We start from the raw sequence: 14,379 nt of genomic DNA, 5'->3' as shown, positions 1-14,379 counted from the left end.
CCCATGCGTCTTTTCGGTAAGTGGTTCGTGGCTTTTGGACTGGGTTGTTTGGCGGCATCGCCCTCGCTGGCGGCGCAATGCGTCCCCGCAAACGGCTTTCAAGGCTGGCTGTCCAGCTTCAAGGGAGAGGCAGCATCCCAGGGCATCGGCCGCAAGGGATTGGCGATCCTCGACGGCGTTTCCTACGATGCCAAGGTCATCGCATTCGACCGCAAGGTTCGCGCCGCGTTCAAGGGCAGCTTCGAGCAATTCGCCGCGCAGCGCGTGACGGCCGGCCGCGTCAGCAAGGCGCGCGCCTACCTCAAATCGCACAAGAGCCTGTTCGATCGGATCGAATCGCAATTCGGTGTTCCGGCCCCGATCCTTCTTGCCATCTGGGGCATGGAGACCGATTTCGGCGCTGTGACCGGCAAGCAGCCCATCATCAACGGCCTCGCCTCGCTCGCCTCGGATTGCCGGCGTCCGGAATTGTTTCAGCGCGAGCTGATCGCCGCCCTCAAGATCATCGACCAGAACATCCTGTCCGTCGCGGAAATGCGGGGCGCGGGCCATGGCGAGCTTGGCCAGACGCAGTTCCTGCCCTCCTCCTACCTGAAATACGCCGTGGACTTCGACGGCGACGGCAAGAAGGACCTGATGCGCAGCCAGGCCGACGTGCTGGCCTCCACCGCCAATTATCTGAAGGGATATGGCTGGCAGCGCGGCAGCGGATGGCAGCCGGGCTCGGCGAATTTCTCGGTGCTGGCGGGCTGGAACAAGAGCTCGAACTACCAGCGGGCCATTGCGCTGTTCGCCGACAAGGTGGCCGCCGGCCGGTGATCGCGCATGGCGCAGTATGATTTCTCGGCGCCGCGCCTCTTCGTCGAAGACGACCTCACCGCCCAGGGATCCCTGACGCCGCCGCCCGAAGCGCAGAATTATCTGCGCAACGTGCTGCGGCTCGGGCCCGGCGGCTCGGTGCTGGTCTTCAACGGGCGCGACGGTGAATGGCTGGCCATTATTGAGGAGGCCGGCAAGAAGCGCATCGACCTCCGCCTCGATCGGCAGATGCGCCACCAGACCCCTGCGGGCGATCTCTGGTATCTGTTCGCGCCGCTGAAACATGCCCGGCTTGATTATATGGTCCAGAAAACCGTCGAGATGGGCGCTGCCCGTCTCTGGCCGGTGATGACGCAGCGCACGCAGGCCAGCCGGATCAATCTCGACAGAATGCGGGCCAATGCCATCGAAGCCGCCGAGCAATGCGGCATCCTCACCCTGCCCGAGATTGTCGACCCGCAGTCGCTGCGCAGCGTGCTTGAGAACTGGCCCGACGGGCGCGCCCTCATCTTCTGCGACGAAAACGCGGAATCGGCCGACCCCCTGCCCGCTTTGCAGGCCGTGCGCACGCGCCCGCTGGCGGTGCTCATCGGGCCCGAGGGCGGCTTCGACGAATCAGAACGCGACCGCCTGCTGAAGCTTCCCTCGATCGTGCGATTGTCGCTTGGCCCCCGGATCCTCAGGGCCGACACCGCGGCCGTCGCCGCTCTGGCACTCGTTCAGGCCATTGTCGGTGATCGGGACACAACAGGAACGTGACCTTCGGGCCACAGTGTTGCAGTGTTTCATCGCCACACGCTGTCGTGAGGCTGTTTCGTCTGGCGAAAAGACCGGGCCGCGAAGTATGGGTCGGAAAGTTCGGACACCGAATACATTGCTTCTTAAGGTTTTGCCGCCCATGTCGCACGATTTCAATTCTGCCCGCCTGAGCCGCCGCGCCTTCGTGGCCGGGTTGCCGCTGTTCCTCGCGGCCTGCCAGACGGCCGGAACCTCGACGCCGACGACCTCTCTGGTCACACCGGTGGACCCGAACAATTCCGGCCGCACACGCGTCGTGAACGGTTACGAGGCGATCACCACCGAGCCGTGGCCGATCGCCGCGATCGACACCTCGAAGATCGATCCGCGCTTTCTGCGCCAGGAAGTCTCGAACCCCACCCGGGAAAAGCCCGGCACGATCGTCGTCGATACGCAGAACAAGTTCCTGTACCTCGTCGAAGACGGCGGACGTGCCCGCCGCTACGGCGTGGGTGTCGGCCGTGACGGCTTTGCCTGGAACGGCCGCGCGATCATCGACCGCAAGCAGGAATGGCCGAAATGGCATCCGCCCAAGGAGATGATGGCGCGCGACCCGGAAGCTGCGAAATGGCCGAACGGCATGCCCGGCGGCATCACCAACCCGCTCGGACCGCGCGCTCTCTACCTCGCCCAGAACGGCAAGGACACCTATTACCGCATTCACGGCACGACCCAGCCGCATTCCATCGGCAAGGCCATGTCGTCGGGCTGCATCCGCCTGTTCAACCAGGACATCATCGACCTCTACAACCGCGTGCCGATCGGCTCCGAGGTTGTGGTGATGCAGGCCGGAATCGCCTGAACCAAGGCTGGACGGAGGGCGGTGGAAGGCATACCTCTATCGCCCCACTTCCGCGAAGGACCTCATGGCGCGCGACGAGATCGACATGACACCCATCGAATCGCGCGACGAGCTCGTCGCGTGGTTCGAAGCGGGTGAGAAGCCTGCCCAGGCATGGCGTATCGGAACCGAGCACGAGAAGGTCCCCTTCCGCAGGGAAGATCACAGTCCCGTTTCCTATGAGGGACCGCGCGGCATCCGCGCGCTGCTCGAGGGCATGCAGGCCCTTCTCGGCTGGGAGCCCATCGTCGAGAACGGCAACATCATCGGCCTTCTCGACGTCACCGGCGGCGGCGCGATCTCCCTGGAACCGGGCGGCCAGTTCGAATTGTCCGGCGCCCCGGTCGAAGATCTCCACGGTACCTGCCGTGAGCTTCATTCCCATCTCGCGCAGGTCCGTCAGGTGGCCGAACCGCTCGGCATCGGGTTCCTGTCGCTGGGCATGAGCCCGAAATGGACCCTGGCGGAGACGCCGGTCATGCCCAAGCGCCGGTATGAGATCATGTCGGGCTATATGCCCAAGGTCGGCACGCGCGGGCTCGACATGATGTTCCGCACGGCTACCGTGCAGGTGAACCTGGATTTCGGCTCCGAAGCCGACATGGTGAAAAAGCTCCGGGTCAGCCTGGCGCTGCAGCCCATCGCGACCGCGCTGTTCGCCAATTCGCCCTTCACCGACGGTGTGCCGAACGGCCTGCTCTCGATGCGGTCGGAGATCTGGCTCGACACCGATCGCAACCGCACCGGCATGCTGCCCTGGGCGTTCGAGGACGGCATGGGCTATGAGGCCTATGTCGATTACGCGCTCGACGTGCCGATGTATTTCGTCAAGCGCGGCGACGTTTATCACGACGTCACGGGCGCTTCGTTCCGCGATCTCCTCGCCGGCAAGCTCGACCTCCTGCCCGGCGAGCGCGCGACCTTGTCGGACTGGTCCAATCACCTCACGACGATTTTCCCTGAGGTTCGCGCCAAGAGATTCCTCGAAATGCGCGGTGCGGATGTCGGCCGAACCAGCCGAATCTGCTCATTCTCGGCCTTCTGGGTCGGCCTTCTCTACGACGAGGCCAGCCTCGACGCGGCCTGGGACCTGGTGAAGGACTGGACCGCGGAAGACCGTGAAACTTTGCGCCGCGATGTGCCGAAACTCGGCCTGCGCGCGCAGATCCGCAACCGCCGCGTCCAGGAATTGGCCCGTGACGTGCTGGCAATTTCCCATGCCGGCCTCGCCGCCCGCAACCGCGACAATGGCCTCGGCGACGACGAGACCGTCCATCTCGGCACGCTCGACCAGATGGTTGAGAGCGGCCATACCAACGCCGACGACCTTCTGTCCCGCTGGCGCGGCCCCTGGGCCCGGTCGATCGAGCCGGCCTTCTTCGAGGAGGCTTATTGAGCCCGTCGCTGGAGCGGCGCCTTTTGCAGGCGGCAGTTGCTGTCGGCGGCATCGTACCTGTGGGCGCCGGTCTGGCCGGCATCCTGCTGGGTGCCGGCATGGTTCCGGACGGTACGGCCGCGGGGTTCTCGCTCGACAGCCACGTCCGCTATCTTTCCGGCCTTCTTTTGGGCATCGGCCTCGCCTTCTGGGCGGCCATTCCGCGCATCGAGCAGCATGAGCGGCGCTTTCGCCTGCTGACGCTCATCGTGTTCATTGGCGGACTGGCGCGATTGTTCGGCCTCGCGAAGGGTATTCCCTCGGGGCCCATGCTGTTCGGCCTCGGCATGGAATTGGTGACGACGCCTCTGATCTGCCTGTGGCAGAGCCGTATCGCTCGCATCAGCGGCGTGAATGTCGTCCATCAGCAAGGCTCGTTGGTCGGCTGAAGCCGTTTGCGGCACAAGCGGTTATGGTCGACCTTCCAGATGCCCGCAACGCCCGCCCGCTCCTCGGCTCCGTCGAGATCGTTCTGATCGTCTTCGTGGTTTTCGCGTGGAGCACCAGCTGGGTCGGCGTTCACCTCCAGCTTGGTCACGTGCCTCCGGAAATCTCGGTGATGTGGCGGTTCGTCCTTGCCGCCGTGTTCATGGTGGGGTGGTGCCTCGTCCGGGGTGAGAAGCTGCGGGGCTTCACGGCGCGCGAGCATCTGATGTTTGTCGGGCTCGGCCTGACCCTGTTCTCGATGAACTTCGTCCTGTTCTATTACGGCGGCCTGACCCTCGTCTCCGGCATGCTGTCCGTGGTGTTCGCCCTGGCGGCGCCCGGCAATGTGCTCATGCAATCGCTTGTGCTGAAGCGCCCGGTGCCGGCGCAGGTGGTCGCTGGTTCGATCATCGGCGTGTTCGGCGTCATGGCGCTGTTCGCGCCGGAGGTGATGGTCTCCGGCATCGGCCATATCGGCGGCCTTGCCGTCTCGATGATGGGAACGATCGTGTTCTGCACGGGCAATCTGATATCGGCCCGGGTGCAGGAGCGCGGCGTGCCCCTTGCATCCGCCACGGCCTGGGGAATGCTTTACGGGGCGGGCATCCTCGCCGCGTCATCGGCCCTGCGCGGGCTGGAGTTCCGGATCGACTGGTCGGAGGCCTATATCGGCTCTCTGATCTACCTCGCCCTCGTCGCGTCGGTCGTCGCCTTCATGTCGTATCTCTCGCTGCTGCGGCGGCTCGGCCCTGCAAGGGCCGGCTATCTCACGGTGCTCTTCCCCGTTTTCGCCCTCATGATTTCCACTGTTGTCGAGGGCTATCAATGGACGATCTGGTCGTTTGCCGGGGTTGCTGCGGTGGCGTTCGGCAATGTCCTCGTGCTGTGGCGCCGCTGAATTCTATTCCGCGGCGAGAGCCGTCTCGGACAAATTGTCGAGGCTGGCAACGATGTGATTGGCCAGCGCCTCACGCACTTTCGTGGGCTGGTGAGCGGCACGCACAAGCGCGATCTTGATCGGCGGCAGCGGCGGAAAGCCATCGGCCATGGTCAGCACGCGCATTCCGGGACGCAGCGCCGATTCGGCCGCCACCGATACAGCCAAGCCTGCGACCACCGCCGCATTGATCGCCGTGGAATTGGGGCTGGCGTACAGGATCCGGTGGGGACGATTGATCTCCGTCAGCACCCGCACCGCGCAGGTGCGCCATTCGCAGGGACCGTTCGAGAGCGCCAGAGGCAGGGGGTTTTCCTCATGCGCCGTGCCGCGCTGCGATGTGACCCAGTACAATTGCTCCTGGCGGATGACCTGGGCCTCCGCCGCCACCGACGCCGCGTGGGTGATGATGGCCAGGTCGAGCGCGCCATGTGCGATGCGCTGCAACAGCTCCACCGATGGCTCGCAGATAACCGTGACTTCGGCACGCGGATTGGAGCGTGAGAAGCGCGCCAGGATTTCCGGAAGATAGCGGTCGGCGTAATCGTCCGGAACGCCGAGGCGGACATGCCCCGCCACTTCGGCATCGGCCATGGCGGCCAGGGTCTCGTCCGACAATTTCACGATACGGCGGGCGTAACCCAGCAACCGCTCACCCTCGGGCGTCAGGCGGGATTGACGGCCATCGCGCACGAAGATCGGCTTTCCGATGCGTTCTTCCAGCCGTTTCATCTGCATGGAAACGGCCGATTGCGTCTTGAACACGATGTCGGCGGCCCGTGTGAACGAGCCGGAATCCGCAATGGCGACAAAGGTTTTCAGCTGATCCACGTCGAGCAGATTGCTCATATCGCAGCGTCCATCACATTATATGATGACAAATATTAGAAGCATTCGTTTGTCTTATCAATGGAGCGAGGCCATCTTCCCCCTGCGCGGCTTATCCGCGCAGGAAAGGAGAACACCATGACGCACACGACCAATGTCGCATGGGTTGCCCCTGGCCTCGCATCTTTTCACTTGCGCGATTTCGCGCGTGCCATCGGCGCGGCCTTCCAGGCGATCCTCAACCGTTACAGCGCGGGACGCGCGCTTGCCGGATTCGACCAGCGCATGCTTGCCGACATCGGCCTGACCGAGGCCGATGTTTCCTCCGCCTTCTCGGAGCCCTTGTGGCGCGACCCGACGCTGCGGCTGTCGGTGCTTGCGGTGGAGCGCCGCACGGCACGTGTTCGGCGCAAGCAGAGCGCAGCTAGCCTGGCCACGTCTCGGCAGGGTCTTGCCGCAACGTGCTGACGATCTGATGTGGGAGCGGCTCCCGCCGTTCCCACATCGTTCTTACAGGTATCTCAGAGGGTTCAGTCCACGCTCGCACCGAGCGCGCGCCAGCCGATGTCACGCCGGCAAAAGCCATCGTCCCATTCGACGAGGTCCACCGCTGCATAGGCCCGGTCGCGCGCCTCGAACAGAGTATTGCCGCTGGCTGCCACGTTCAGCACGCGGCCGCCATTGGCGAGAATGCGGGAACCTTCTTCCCGTGTTCCGGCCTGGAAGATCGTGACGCCCGGGAGTGCGCCAGCGTCATCGAGGCGGCGGATTTCGCCCCCCTTGCGCGGTTCACCGGGATAACCCTCGGCCGCCATGACGACGACAAGAGCTGGATCCGATGCAAAATCGGCGCTCTGGTCGGCAAGATTTCCCTTCGCCGTCGCCAGAAGAAGATCAAGCAGATCGCCTCCGTATCGGCGCATCAGCACCTGGCATTCGGGATCGCCGAAGCGAGTGTTGTATTCGACGAGCTTCGGCCCCTTCGGCGTCAGCATGAGGCCGGCATAGAGCACGCCGCGAAAGGGATTTCCGAGCGCCTTCATGGCCCGCACGGTGGGACGCACGATCTCCGCGAGGACACGCTGCTCCAGCTCTGGCGTGAACACAGGCGCGGGGGAATAGGCGCCCATGCCGCCGGTGTTGGGCCCTTCATCGCCGTCGAAGACGCGCTTATGGTCCTGCGCGCTGCCGAAGGGCACGACGCGGTCACCGTCGCAGAGGCAGAAATAGCTGACCTCCTCGCCGGTCATGAATTCCTCGATGACCACCTGCTCGCCGGCGCGCCCCAATGCGCCCTCGAACATCATGTCGATGGCCTCCTCGGCCTCTTCGACGCTCTGCGCCACAACGACCCCCTTGCCGGCGGCGAGGCCATCGGCCTTGACCACGATGGGGGCGCCCTGGGCCCGCACGTAATGCCTGGCGGCTGCGGGTTCGACGAAGCTGCGATGGCGCGCCGTGGGGATGCCGTAGGTGGCGCACAATTCCTTCGTGTAGGCCTTCGACCCTTCGAGCTGGGCCGCGGCGCGCGTCGGCCCGAAGGCGGGGATGCGAGCCGCCTCCAGATCGTCGACCAGACCCGCCACCAGGGGCACCTCCGGGCCGATGACCACAAGACCGATCTCGTTGTCGAGGCAGAACCGGACGACAGCCTCATGATCGGCAATATCGAGGGACACGATCTCGGCATGCTGCGCGATGCCGGGATTGCCGGGAGCGGCGTAGAGCCGGGTCAGCTTCGCGCTCTGAACCAGCTTCCAGGCCAAGGCATGTTCGCGCCCGCCCGAACCGATGAGAAGAACATTCATTCCGGCACCTCCGGCGCTCTTCTAGCGGCCGCGCACTTGCGCGTCACCCGTCGCGACCATGTTTCCCCGCGTGATCGACGGGTGATAGACTCCGTTAATGCCCACAGAGGAATCAACCAGCTCGAACGCGCCGGAGCTCAGTGTCTCCGAGCTTTCGTCCAGCCTGAAGCGCACCATCGAGGATGCGTTCGGCTATGTGCGCGTGCGCGGCGAGATTTCCGGCTATCGTGGGCCGCATTCGTCGGGCCATTGCTATTTCTGCCTGAAGGATGAAGGCGCGCGCATCGACGCCGTCATCTGGAAGAGTGCGTTCGCCCGGCTGAAGGTGAAGCCCGAGGAAGGGCTCGAGGTGATCGCCACCGGCAAGCTGACCACCTTCGCCGGGAAATCCAGCTACCAGATCATCGTGGAGAGCATCGCGCCGGCGGGCGTCGGGGCGCTCATGGCGCTTCTGGAGGAACGGCGGAAAAAGCTGGCGGCTGAAGGGCTGTTCGACGCCGCACGCAAAAGGCCGATCCCCTATCTGCCGCAGACGATCGGCGTCGTGACATCGCCCACGGGCGCCGTGATCCGCGACATCCTGCACCGGCTGTCCGACCGGTTCCCGCGCCACGTTCTGGTATGGCCCGTGCGGGTGCAGGGCGAGACGAGCGCGGCGGAGGTGGCCGCCGCCATTCGCGGCTTCAATGCTCTCGATCCGAGCGGCGCGATCCCCCGCCCTGACGTGCTCATCGTGGCGCGAGGCGGCGGCAGCCTCGAAGATCTTTGGGGCTTCAATGACGAAGCCGTGGTGCGCGCGGCAGCGGAAAGCGCCATCCCGCTGATCTCCGCCGTTGGCCACGAGACCGACACGACCCTCATCGACTTCGCCGCCGACCGACGCGCACCCACCCCCACCGGCGCGGCCGAGATGGCGGTGCCGGTGCGCAGCGAACTACTGGCCGGACTGGGCACCTGCGGCGCCCGGCTGCTGGGCGCACTGGGACGCTACATCCAGAACCGCCGTACCGAAGTGCGCTCCGCGGCCCGTGCGCTGCCGACGTCCGACACGCTGTTTGCCGCGCCACGGCAGAAACTGGATTCACTCGGCGCGCGGCTGGGCCCTGCCCTCGTCGCACACGAGCGGAAGAAACGCATCGCCTTTTCCAACGCCGCCGCGCATCTGCGGAAAGGCATTGTGCTCGGCCGGGTGCAGCGGTGCGGCGATCAGATAGACGCGCTCCATCGCCGGGCCTGCCGGGCGCTGGACACCAACACGACCGGCTGGCGCCGGCGCTGCGACGTGTCCGCCAAGCGCCTCGTTCCGGCCTTGCCATGGCGGGTGCTGAACGAGCACCGCCAGCGCCTTGCCGCCGTGCACAATCTTCTGCGCGCCTTCTCCTATGAACGCACGCTGGAACGCGGCTTCGCGCTGGTGCTCGATCCTTCCGGGGCCGTCATACGCTCGGCAAAGGACGTGCGGACGGGCGATGCGCTACAGCTGCGAATGCAGGATGGTAACATCGCCGCATGTGCCGGCGAGAAAAGTGCGCCTCCGATCGAACCTCCCCCACAATCGGATGCGCCTCAGCCTCCGAAAGTGCCCCGCGCCCGACGCAAAGTGGTCGAGCAGCAGGAAGATCTGTTCGGCTGAGCCGTCAGGCGTTCCAGCTGAGGCGCTGCGCCCAGCCGACGGGCATGGGACGAGCCGCCTGCAGGATATCCTGATAAGCATCCGGACGCGGCGGGTGACCGATATCTGCGCCATGAATGCCGCCCGTGACGAACAGGCAGTCCACGCCGAACCGGTTTGCGCCGGCCACATCGGTGATCATGCTGTCGCCGATTGCCAGAACGCGCTCCTTGCTCACGCGCGCGCCGCGATATTGCTGCGCGATCTCGAGCGCACGCTGATAGATGCCGGGATAGGGCTTGCCGATGTGCAGCACCTCGCCGCCGACTTTCTCGTAGAGATCGGCGATAGCGCCCGCGCACCAGACCAATGTGTTTCCACGTTCCACCACACGGTCCGGATTGGCGCAGATCAGATGGAGGCCGTGCGCCTGCATGTTGACGAGGCGCTCGCGATAATCCTCCGGCACTTCGTTGATGTCGTCGTCGAGGCCCGTGACGACGGCGAGCTGCGCCTCTTCCGGCACCACGAGTTCGAGCCCTTCGAAGATGCCTTCATCACGCTGCGGTCCGACGGCATGGACGAAGCGAACGCCCCTGCGATCGATCTCCTCGCGCGTCACGGCGCCCGACGTGATGACGCCATCATAGGCGTCCCGCGGTACGCCAAGGCTGTCCAGCATCGACACCACAGCGGACGTGGGCCGCGGCGCGTTCGACACCAAAACAACGGTGCCACCGCCTTCGCGAAACCGAACCAGCGCATCCGACGCGGATGGCCAGGCCGCGACGCCATTGTGCACCACCCCCCAGACATCGCAGAAAATCACGTCGTATCGGGAGGCAAGCGCGGACAGGCCGGTGCCGGGCGGGAGGGTGAAGACGTCGCTCATGATGCGGGGACCTGACCCATCCGGACGCACAAGGTCAAGCCCGCTTGCGCATCACCACTTCATCCAGCACATTGAAAGGACTGATTTAACGACCTGTTAACGCTTCGGCCACACGATTGCCTTTTCGCATGCCTAGGATGCCGGCGTTGAACAATTAGGAGGTGCGGGTCATGACGGGCTGGACAGGACGATTCGGGCCATTGCGCTCGAGAGTGCTTGTGGTGGAGCCCGATCTGTCCCGCGCGCGTCTGGTAGCCGCTGCCATCGCCGCCCGGCTTCCCCAGGCCGAGGTGGAAATCACATTCTCATTGTTTGCTGCCGAGGAGCGTCTGGCCGCCGTGCCTTTCGCGGCCGTGGTGGCCGGTGCCCGGCTGGGTGGCGGACCTCAGGATGTGATGGAACGGCTTAGGGGTAAGGTAAGGGGGCCCCTGATCGTGCTCGGTGTGAAGACCATGCCGGAAGCCCTTGAGGCCATGCGCCTGGGCGCTGAAGATGCCCTGATCCAGCCCGTGGTCCCGCACCTCGTGGCGGAACGCCTGGCGGCGCGGATGGCCGAGCATACGGCCAAGATCGCGGACCGCGCTCTGTCGATCTCGCGACGCCCCGTGACCTTGGGACTCGGCGGCCAGGCCGCCGAGTGACCTTTCAGAGTTTGCGTCGCAGCAGATACACGCCCGTGCCGAAAGCGATCAGGCATATCGCCAGCATATAATGGGCGTGTGCCAACGGATCGTTGCGCAGCATGAGCGTCAACAGCATCGGGGTCAGGCCGCCGAAGATCGCATACGACACGTTGTAGGCGAACGACACGCCGGTGAAGCGCACCGCCGCCGGGAATGATTTCACCATCACGAAGGGCACCGCGCCGATCGTTCCAACCGTAAAGCCGGTGATCGCATAGAGCGGCATCAGCCATTCCGGGTGAACGTGGAGCTGCGTGTAGAAAACGTAAGTCACCGCCGCGAGGACGAGGCTGCCGACGATGAAGAAGCGGCCGGCACCCACCTTGTCGACAATCCAGCCGGCCAGAACGCAGCCGAAGGAGAGGCACAGGGTGGCGAGGCTATTGGCCTCCAAGGATTGCACCGCGGTGAAGCCATATTGCTTCTGGAGGAAGGTCGGCGTCATCAGGATCACGACGACGATCGCAGCCGACAATACCCATGTCAGAAGCATCGAGACGACGATGGCCGCGCGATGATTACGCACCACGGTCTTCAGCGGCAGTTCCGACGCCAGGGCCTTCTTCTGCTTCATCTCCTCGAAGATCGGCGTCTCTTCCAGCCATCGGCGGAGATAGACGGCGACCAGCCCGAACACGCCGCCCAGGATGAAGGGAAAGCGCCAGGCGAAATCGTGCACTTCCTGCGGGGAATAGATGTTGTTCAGCGCGGTGGCGACGAGCGAGCCGAGAAGGATGCCGGCCGTGAGACCACAGGTCAGCGTGCCGCAGGCATAACCCACATGCCGGTCAGGAACGTGCTCGGCCACGAAGGTCCAGGCGCCTGGCACCTCGCCGCCGATGGCGGCACCTTGAGCAACGCGAAACAGCAGCAGGAGAAGCGGCGCCACGACGCCCAGCGTTTCATAGGTCGGCAGCAGGCCGATGCCGAGTGTGGACACGGCCATCAGCAGAATGCTGAGCGCGAACATGCGCTTGCGGCCCAGAATGTCGCCGAAATGCGCGAGGATGATCCCGCCGAGCGGACGCGCCAGATAACCGGCGGCGAAGATGCCGAAGGTTTGGAACTGGCGCAGCCAATCGGGCACTCCGGGCGGGAAGAACAATTCACCCAGCACGGCCACAAAGAAGACAAAGATCACAAAGTCATAGAATTCCAGGGCACCGCCGAGCGCGGCCAGCGCGAGCGTGCGGTAGTCCCGGCGGCCCAGCCGCCTGGCATCGGAAAGAGTGGCATCTGTCATCGGAAAGGTCTCATGTCCCGCCCGTCGCGGCCGGACATCTTTATCCGTCTGCGGAATGGAAAATTGCGCTGCTCTTAGCCCCATTCCTGCGCCCGGGGAATAGGCAAGGAGCCCTTACCTTATGCAACCTTCGATTCCGGCGCCGAAGTGTGGCCCTACCGCACGGGCGCGCTTGCTCCTGTGCGGCGTGCGCGCTACCACCGCGCCATGTCCAAGGAAAAAGACAATCTTCTGAAGGCCCGGTCCGCCCGGGGCTTCGCCGATCGCGGCCCGTCCGAGCTTGCCGCAACCCGCGCCATGACGGACACGATCCGCCGCGTCTATGAATTGTGGGGCTTCGAGGCGCTGGAAACGCCGTTCGTCGAATACACGGACGCGCTCGGCAAATTCCTGCCCGACCTCGACCGCCCGAACGAAGGCGTCTTCTCCTTTCAGGACGACGACGAGCAATGGCTGAGCCTGCGCTATGACCTGACCGCGCCGCTGGCCCGCTACGTCTCGGAAAACTGGGACCGCATCCCGAAACCCTTCCGCAGCTACCGGTTCGGCCCGGTTTTTCGCAATGAGAAGCCCGGCCCCGGCCGCTTCCGGCAATTCCTGCAATTCGATGCGGATACGGTGGGCTCCGCGAGCGTCGCTGCCGATGCCGAGATGTGCATGATGGCCGCTGATACGCTCGAGGCACTCGGCATCGAGCGCGGCCAGTACGTCATCAAGGTCAACAACCGCAAGGTGCTCGACGGCGTGATGGAAGCCATCGGCCTCGGCGGCGAGGAGAACGCGGCCAAACGGCTGATCGTGCTGCGCGCCATCGACAAGCTTGACCGGCTGGGTGTCGAGGGCGTGCGTGCTTTGCTGGGTTCCGGCCGAAAGGACGAAAGCGGCGATTTCACAAAAGGCGCCGGGCTGGACGAGGCCGCGGCCGACCGGGTAATCTCCTTCGTCTCGGCGCGCGCGGACGTCGCCACCGACACCATTCTCGCCCTCGGAATGCTGGTCAACGACACCTGCGGTGAACAGGGCGTGGCCGAGCTCGGCGAGATCGCGGCCGCGGTCGATGCCGCCGGCTATGCCGACCGCGTCATCATCGACCCATCGGTCGTGCGCGGCCTCGAATATTACACGGGCCCCGTTTACGAGGCTGAACTGACGTTCGAGGTCAAGGACGAGGACGGCCGCCCGATCCGGTTCGGTTCGGTCGGCGGCGGCGGCCGCTATGATGGCCTCGTGGCCCGCTTCCGGGGCGAGGCCGCGCCGGCAACCGGGTTTTCCATCGGCGTCTCGCGTCTTCAGGCGGCCCTTGCCGTGCTTGGCCGCGCGGTGCCGGAGCAACCAGGCCCTGTTGTGGTGCTGGTCATGGACCGCGACCGCACCAGCGATTATTTCGCAATGGCCCGCACGCTGCGCGAGGCCGGCATCGCCGCCGAGATCTATCTCGGCTCTGCCGGCATGAAAGCGCAGATGAAATATGCCGACCGACGGCGCTCTCCCGTCGCCGTTATCCAGGGGTCGAACGAGAAGGCCGCAGGGGAAATCACCATCAAGAACCTCGTGCTCGGCGAGCAGATGTCGGCCAAGATCGCGGATCGTTCGGAATGGACCGACAGCCGCCCGGCCCAGGTGACCGTCGCGGAAAGCGCACTTGTCGAGACCGTGCGGGCGATGCTGGGAGATATCTCGGGCAGCTAATCCTGCAGGCTGGAGAGCGCTTCATGGATGTCGGAATCCTCCACGAACGCCAGCGCCTTGCGGATCTTGGCGGCCTGCGTGCGACGGCCCTTGCGCATGACGAGCAGCACCGTCTCCGCGCCGCCTGCGCACGCCGGATCGCCACAGGCGATCTGGCTCACGGTAACCCCGTCCTCCTCGCCCATACCGAGGATCTGCCGCACCTTGGCGGCGATTGCGCGGGACTTTTCGGCAGCCGCCTCATCCCGGCGGCCCAGCGAGAACAATCTCATGCCGGGTTTTTGCCCCAGCAATGCCGAGCGCGCCAGCCGTAAAGAGGGATGAGGCATCTTTCCCGCCGAAAAGCCTCGCTCCCGGGCGGTGAGATT

General features: G+C 64.9%; 15 protein-coding genes. 10 read left to right on the top strand and 5 right to left on the bottom strand.

The window, feature by feature from the left end:
- Positions 1-3: 3 nt before the first annotated feature.
- The 6 genes from ACQ6S1_RS14410 (at position 4) to ACQ6S1_RS14385 (ending at position 5,217) form a co-directional block, all read left to right on the top strand.
- Positions 4-819: a lytic murein transglycosylase gene (locus tag ACQ6S1_RS14410; RefSeq protein ID WP_445041898.1), complete on the top strand. Its 816-nt coding sequence runs from the start codon at positions 4-6 to the stop codon at positions 817-819.
- Between the two features lie 6 nt (positions 820-825).
- Positions 826-1,578, top strand: coding sequence for a 16S rRNA (uracil(1498)-N(3))-methyltransferase (locus ACQ6S1_RS14405; RefSeq protein ID WP_445041897.1), 753 nt, complete (start codon positions 826-828; stop codon positions 1,576-1,578).
- Positions 1,579-1,717: 139 nt separating this feature from the next.
- Positions 1,718-2,419: a L,D-transpeptidase gene (locus ACQ6S1_RS14400; protein ID WP_445041896.1), complete on the top strand. Its 702-nt coding sequence runs from the start codon at positions 1,718-1,720 to the stop codon at positions 2,417-2,419.
- Positions 2,420-2,483: 64 nt separating this feature from the next.
- A complete protein-coding gene (locus ACQ6S1_RS14395; RefSeq protein WP_445041895.1) occupies positions 2,484-3,854 on the top strand; it encodes a glutamate--cysteine ligase in 1,371 nt (456 codons plus the stop codon).
- Positions 3,851-4,282 (top strand): DUF4345 domain-containing protein, encoded by a 432-nt coding sequence (locus ACQ6S1_RS14390; RefSeq protein WP_445041894.1) that lies wholly within the window; start codon positions 3,851-3,853, stop codon positions 4,280-4,282. The genes ACQ6S1_RS14395 and ACQ6S1_RS14390 overlap by 4 nt, the downstream gene beginning before the upstream one ends.
- Before the next feature lie 23 nt (positions 4,283-4,305).
- Positions 4,306-5,217 carry a DMT family transporter gene (locus tag ACQ6S1_RS14385; protein ID WP_445041893.1) on the top strand — a complete coding sequence of 304 codons (912 nt, stop codon included), beginning with the start codon at positions 4,306-4,308 and terminating at the stop codon, positions 5,215-5,217.
- 3 nt (positions 5,218-5,220) lie between these two features.
- On the opposite strand, the gene ACQ6S1_RS14380 is transcribed toward ACQ6S1_RS14385, so the two are convergent.
- A complete protein-coding gene (locus ACQ6S1_RS14380) occupies positions 5,221-6,105 on the bottom strand; it encodes a LysR family transcriptional regulator (protein ID WP_445041892.1) in 885 nt (294 codons plus the stop codon).
- Positions 6,106-6,222: 117 nt separating this feature from the next.
- Between ACQ6S1_RS14380 and ACQ6S1_RS14375 the strand changes: the two genes are divergently transcribed.
- Entirely contained in the window at positions 6,223-6,552 is a 330-nt protein-coding gene (locus ACQ6S1_RS14375) for a DUF1127 domain-containing protein (RefSeq protein ID WP_445041891.1), read from the top strand.
- Positions 6,553-6,614: 62 nt separating this feature from the next.
- On the opposite strand, the gene purD is transcribed toward ACQ6S1_RS14375, so the two are convergent.
- Positions 6,615-7,892 carry a phosphoribosylamine--glycine ligase gene (gene purD / locus ACQ6S1_RS14370; RefSeq protein ID WP_445041890.1) on the bottom strand — a complete coding sequence of 426 codons (1,278 nt, stop codon included), beginning with the start codon at positions 7,890-7,892 and terminating at the stop codon, positions 6,615-6,617.
- Between the two features lie 97 nt (positions 7,893-7,989).
- On the opposite strand from purD, the gene xseA reads away from it, so the two are divergent.
- Entirely contained in the window at positions 7,990-9,525 is a 1,536-nt protein-coding gene (xseA, locus tag ACQ6S1_RS14365; RefSeq protein WP_445041889.1) for an exodeoxyribonuclease VII large subunit, read from the top strand.
- A gap of 4 nt (positions 9,526-9,529) precedes the next feature.
- Here xseA and ACQ6S1_RS14360 read toward each other — a convergent pair whose 3' ends face one another.
- The gene (locus tag ACQ6S1_RS14360) at positions 9,530-10,396 is read right to left on the bottom strand and encodes a TIGR01459 family HAD-type hydrolase (protein ID WP_445041888.1); all 867 of its coding nucleotides are present in this window, start codon (positions 10,394-10,396) and stop codon (positions 9,530-9,532) included.
- Positions 10,397-10,566: 170 nt separating this feature from the next.
- On the opposite strand from ACQ6S1_RS14360, the gene ACQ6S1_RS14355 reads away from it, so the two are divergent.
- Complete coding sequence (locus ACQ6S1_RS14355) at positions 10,567-11,037, top strand: hypothetical protein (protein WP_445041887.1); 471 nt, start codon at positions 10,567-10,569, stop codon at positions 11,035-11,037.
- Positions 11,038-11,041: 4 nt separating this feature from the next.
- On the opposite strand, the gene ACQ6S1_RS14350 is transcribed toward ACQ6S1_RS14355, so the two are convergent.
- Complete coding sequence (locus tag ACQ6S1_RS14350; protein ID WP_445041886.1) at positions 11,042-12,322, bottom strand: MFS transporter; 1,281 nt, start codon at positions 12,320-12,322, stop codon at positions 11,042-11,044.
- Between the two features lie 207 nt (positions 12,323-12,529).
- Between ACQ6S1_RS14350 and hisS the strand changes: the two genes are divergently transcribed.
- Positions 12,530-14,011, top strand: coding sequence for a histidine--tRNA ligase (gene hisS / locus ACQ6S1_RS14345; protein WP_445042032.1), 1,482 nt, complete (start codon positions 12,530-12,532; stop codon positions 14,009-14,011).
- Here hisS and ACQ6S1_RS14340 read toward each other — a convergent pair.
- A complete protein-coding gene (locus ACQ6S1_RS14340; protein ID WP_445041885.1) occupies positions 14,008-14,340 on the bottom strand; it encodes a hypothetical protein in 333 nt (110 codons plus the stop codon). The genes hisS and ACQ6S1_RS14340 overlap by 4 nt on opposite strands.
- Between the last annotated feature and the right edge of the window lie 39 nt (positions 14,341-14,379).

The sequence above is a fragment of the Terrihabitans aquatilis genome, from assembly GCF_052542005.1.
The sequence above is the reverse complement of the archived record's forward strand: the minus strand, read 5'-3'. Positions and strand labels throughout refer to the sequence as shown.

What these genes read in the sequence shown, in the direction of transcription:
- ACQ6S1_RS14410 (WP_445041898.1), top strand. Translation starts at nt 4, where the DNA reads ATGCGTCTTTTCGGTAAGTGGTTCGTGGCTTTTGGACTGGGTTGTTTG.
- ACQ6S1_RS14405 (WP_445041897.1), top strand. Translation starts at nt 826, where the DNA reads ATGGCGCAGTATGATTTCTCGGCGCCGCGCCTCTTCGTCGAAGACGAC.
- ACQ6S1_RS14400 (WP_445041896.1), top strand. Translation starts at nt 1,718, where the DNA reads ATGTCGCACGATTTCAATTCTGCCCGCCTGAGCCGCCGCGCCTTCGTG.
- ACQ6S1_RS14395 (WP_445041895.1), top strand. Translation starts at nt 2,484, where the DNA reads ATGGCGCGCGACGAGATCGACATGACACCCATCGAATCGCGCGACGAG.
- ACQ6S1_RS14385 (WP_445041893.1), top strand. Translation starts at nt 4,306, where the DNA reads ATGGTCGACCTTCCAGATGCCCGCAACGCCCGCCCGCTCCTCGGCTCC.
- ACQ6S1_RS14380 (WP_445041892.1), bottom strand. Translation starts at nt 6,105, where the DNA reads ATGAGCAATCTGCTCGACGTGGATCAGCTGAAAACCTTTGTCGCCATT.
- ACQ6S1_RS14375 (WP_445041891.1), top strand. Translation starts at nt 6,223, where the DNA reads ATGACGCACACGACCAATGTCGCATGGGTTGCCCCTGGCCTCGCATCT.
- purD (WP_445041890.1), bottom strand. Translation starts at nt 7,892, where the DNA reads ATGAATGTTCTTCTCATCGGTTCGGGCGGGCGCGAACATGCCTTGGCC.
- xseA (WP_445041889.1), top strand. Translation starts at nt 7,990, where the DNA reads ATGCCCACAGAGGAATCAACCAGCTCGAACGCGCCGGAGCTCAGTGTC.
- ACQ6S1_RS14360 (WP_445041888.1), bottom strand. Translation starts at nt 10,396, where the DNA reads ATGAGCGACGTCTTCACCCTCCCGCCCGGCACCGGCCTGTCCGCGCTT.
- ACQ6S1_RS14355 (WP_445041887.1), top strand. Translation starts at nt 10,567, where the DNA reads ATGACGGGCTGGACAGGACGATTCGGGCCATTGCGCTCGAGAGTGCTT.
- ACQ6S1_RS14350 (WP_445041886.1), bottom strand. Translation starts at nt 12,322, where the DNA reads ATGACAGATGCCACTCTTTCCGATGCCAGGCGGCTGGGCCGCCGGGAC.
- hisS (WP_445042032.1), top strand. Translation starts at nt 12,530, where the DNA reads ATGTCCAAGGAAAAAGACAATCTTCTGAAGGCCCGGTCCGCCCGGGGC.
- ACQ6S1_RS14340 (WP_445041885.1), bottom strand. Translation starts at nt 14,340, where the DNA reads ATGCCTCATCCCTCTTTACGGCTGGCGCGCTCGGCATTGCTGGGGCAA.